This window comes from Microcoleus sp. LEGE 07076 (assembly GCF_015207455.1).
Taxonomy (GTDB): domain Bacteria; phylum Cyanobacteriota; class Cyanobacteriia; order Cyanobacteriales; family Microcoleaceae; genus Microcoleus.
In genome coordinates this window covers 1-2,920 of sequence record NZ_JADEWV010000392.1, presented here as the reverse complement: position 1 = coordinate 2,920, position 2,920 = coordinate 1, and the positions used below count along the sequence as shown (strand labels likewise).

Genomic DNA, 2,920 nt, shown 5'->3' with positions numbered 1-2,920 from the left:
GATGGAGATAGGGGGAGAGGATTTTTGGTCGGTTATCTCGATCTACAATTTGAATGCAGAACAACTTAGAGCATCGAAACTTCGCCTACTACCTCCAAGCGTTTAAAATCGCTGAGAGTCAGGTAAGTGTCCGAAAGAGTTTCGGCAATTGTCGGAGTAATCCACCCCAACTGCTTGAGCAAGTGAATCGCCACAGCAAATTGAGCGCGCTTTCCGCCATCGGTTATCTTAATTGCCAAGCCCATACCTTCGCCAACCCTGCCAATGCACTGAACCCCTTCGGCGCCGGACTTGCTGACCAATTCTCCTTGAGTCAAGCGCATCAGTTCCGTGTCAAACCTGCCCTCACCGGCAATCATCATCGGGTGGTGAGTCATAGCGCGGACAATCCGCTCCATATCCACATTGTCGCCGGAGGCTAACTTAGCGTACAAAGACGCCATTTGTCCCAACTGCAACAGATAGGTAGGAGCGCCGCAGTCGTCGCGAGCGCTGATAAACTCTTCGGCAGGCATTGCCAGCAAGTCAGCCACTTTGCCCAAAATAAGCTGCTGGACGGGATGTTTGCGGCGCAAATAAGTTTCGAGCGGCCAGTGCAGTTGCTGACAGACTGCCAGCATTCCGGCGTGTTTACCGGAACAGTTGTATTGGAGGGAACTTTTTTTGCCTTCAGGAATGGGGCATTGAAGTTTGGATGGGTCTATGTCGCAGCGCCACAGGACGTTAAATACCTGTCGCGATTGCTCGATCGTACCTTGATGAGAACTGCAAATAATCGCTAAATCTCGATCGGTCAATTCGTAGCGTTCCAAAGTGCCGCTCGCCGTCACAGCCAAAGCTTGAAACGGTTTGAGTGAAGAACGGACAAATGTCGCCGTTTCCGAGTTACCGGCAACGGACAGAATGCGCCCGCGCTTGTCACAGACAGCGGCTTGGGCGCGGTGCTTCGATTCCACAATACCTTCGCGCAGCAGTGTGACTTCCAGTTCGGGAGCTTGGGTTCTTTTTCCCCTTGTCATATCAATTTTAGATTTTAGATTTTAGATTTTAGATTTGGTGGAGGAAGTTGTAAGGGGGCGGCGACAAAAGCACACCGCCCCGACAACTCAAAACTTCCCTGTCACGATTCCCGATTACAAACAATTCCAAATTAGTCCCCCGGCAACCAGCAATACTGTCAAACCATAAAATGTCTGCCGCAAACGCCTGAGAATTGGTTCTAGTTCGTAGTTGACTATCAACTGGTCTTGAGCTAAAATCTCCGGTGTTTTAGACCAAGATTGACAATCGTACCAGCCAGACTCTTCGTAGACGACGGTGGAATTTGCAAGGCGCGATCGCACGTAGAACCAACCCAAGTAGAGTCGCAGCAAAGCTAATCCTAGAATAAAACCGGCACCAGCGGCAGTGCACAGGGCAAACTGAACTGGATATTTGAGGGGAGCAAAGCTAGAAGCAGCTATCGGCCCGGATACCAAGCAACTCCAGCCCAAAACCCAAGCGAGTTTTGCCAGATACTCGGGCCAATCGAGAGTTACCCAGCTAAAAAACCAAGATTCTGTAAGTTCTTGATATTCGTTAACCGGTCGCTGTTCTTGCGGAACAGGACAAATAGAAACAGAAGCGTTTTTCACATTAGCGTTCCTCTGCGGTAGAAAAGTTAACTCGTTCGCCGTGTCCCCAGAACGCTTCTAAATTGTAAAATTCGCGCTCTTGGGGTTTCAAGATGTGGATAATTGCGTCGCCGTAGTCCATGACGACCCAACTTGCGTCTGATAGCCCTTGTGTACGCAGCGGCAAGCGTTGCCATTCTTCTTCTACTTGGTCTGCTATGGCTTGGGAGATGGCTCGTACCTGGACGTTGGAAAATCCGGTGCAGATCGCAAAGTAGTCTGCCAGATAGCATACTTCTGCTACCCGGAGCAATACAATATCAACTGCTTTGCGCTCGTCGGCTGCTTGCGCTGCGGTCAGTATCAGGCCGCGCGCTTCGTCTGGGGATGTGCCGTCGGTTTCTGTAGACTGGGCCCTGGAGTATTCGAGTTGGGTGATATCTGACATTAAGTGTTTAAGTTCCTAATTGATAGGGTAAGTGAGAACGGGGGCTGTTTGGCGATCGGTTGTTGGCAGTTTGAGCAGGGAAATAGAAGTTAAATTCAAGCCAAAAGTAAGGACTCGATTGCTGGTAATTTTTACTTTTAACTTGTTATTTGTGCGATCGACTTTTCTGTCGAATTTTCTGTTTGGGTCGATCGTCGAGCCATTTGCAGCGCCCAATTCCGCGTAAGTACGGTGCGCGGGTGGATGTAGCAGCGAGTTTCTAGCAAATATTTCAGAGAATAATCGCTAGTTTGCCACACGGCTGCATAAAGATTTTGCACGCTTGCCTCGCGCAGTGCTTCTAGAGAGGCTGTGTTGCCGCGGCTGGGCTCTATAGTGTCTGCTATAAATACGGTACAACTGAGCTGGCTCATGTTTGGTCTGCCGAGGGTATGATTGGCGATTGCATCCAAAATTTCTCGATCGACCACTCCGAATTCGTCTCTAGCGACGATCGCGCTGGCGTCTGCGTGCAGCAAATGCGGGTGTGCTTCCAACACTGAGTCTAACTCTAAACCTTCCTTCTGAGCCATTTGTAGCAGCAGTTGGGGTTTAAAATATTTTGCTGCGTCGTGCAGCAATCCTGCCGATCGGGCTTTTGCTTCGTCAAGGCCGTAACGTCTGGCCAAGTCTCCTGCTGTCTGTTCGACTCCGAGGATGTGTGTGATGCGGGCGGCAGGAACGCGGTTAGAGAGCCAAGCTAGGACGTTTTGGCGATCGAGTGCAAGTGTCAAATATTAACTCCAAAATTGTATGATCTATTATTTTAGCGTTTTGTTTTAATGGACTGCTGTGTCGGGCACGCAGGGGTGTGGTGAGT

At 49.9% G+C, this 2,920-nt stretch carries 4 protein-coding genes; all 4 read right to left on the bottom strand.

Annotation, left to right across the window (positions count from 1 at the left end):
* Positions 1-65 precede the first annotated feature (65 nt).
* Positions 66-1,019 (bottom strand): asparaginase, encoded by a 954-nt coding sequence (locus IQ270_RS29490; RefSeq protein WP_193976655.1) that lies wholly within the window; start codon positions 1,017-1,019, stop codon positions 66-68.
* Between the two features lie 114 nt (positions 1,020-1,133).
* Positions 1,134-1,634, bottom strand: coding sequence for a CGLD27 family protein (locus tag IQ270_RS29485; protein WP_193976654.1), 501 nt, complete (start codon positions 1,632-1,634; stop codon positions 1,134-1,136).
* A 1-nt stretch (position 1,635) separates the two neighbouring features.
* Positions 1,636-2,061 (bottom strand): ribosome silencing factor, encoded by a 426-nt coding sequence (gene rsfS / locus IQ270_RS29480; protein WP_193976653.1) that lies wholly within the window; start codon positions 2,059-2,061, stop codon positions 1,636-1,638.
* Between the two features lie 137 nt (positions 2,062-2,198).
* Positions 2,199-2,834, bottom strand: coding sequence for a bis(5'-nucleosyl)-tetraphosphatase (symmetrical) YqeK (yqeK, locus tag IQ270_RS29475; RefSeq protein ID WP_193976652.1), 636 nt, complete (start codon positions 2,832-2,834; stop codon positions 2,199-2,201).
* Positions 2,835-2,920: the final 86 nt, after the last annotated feature.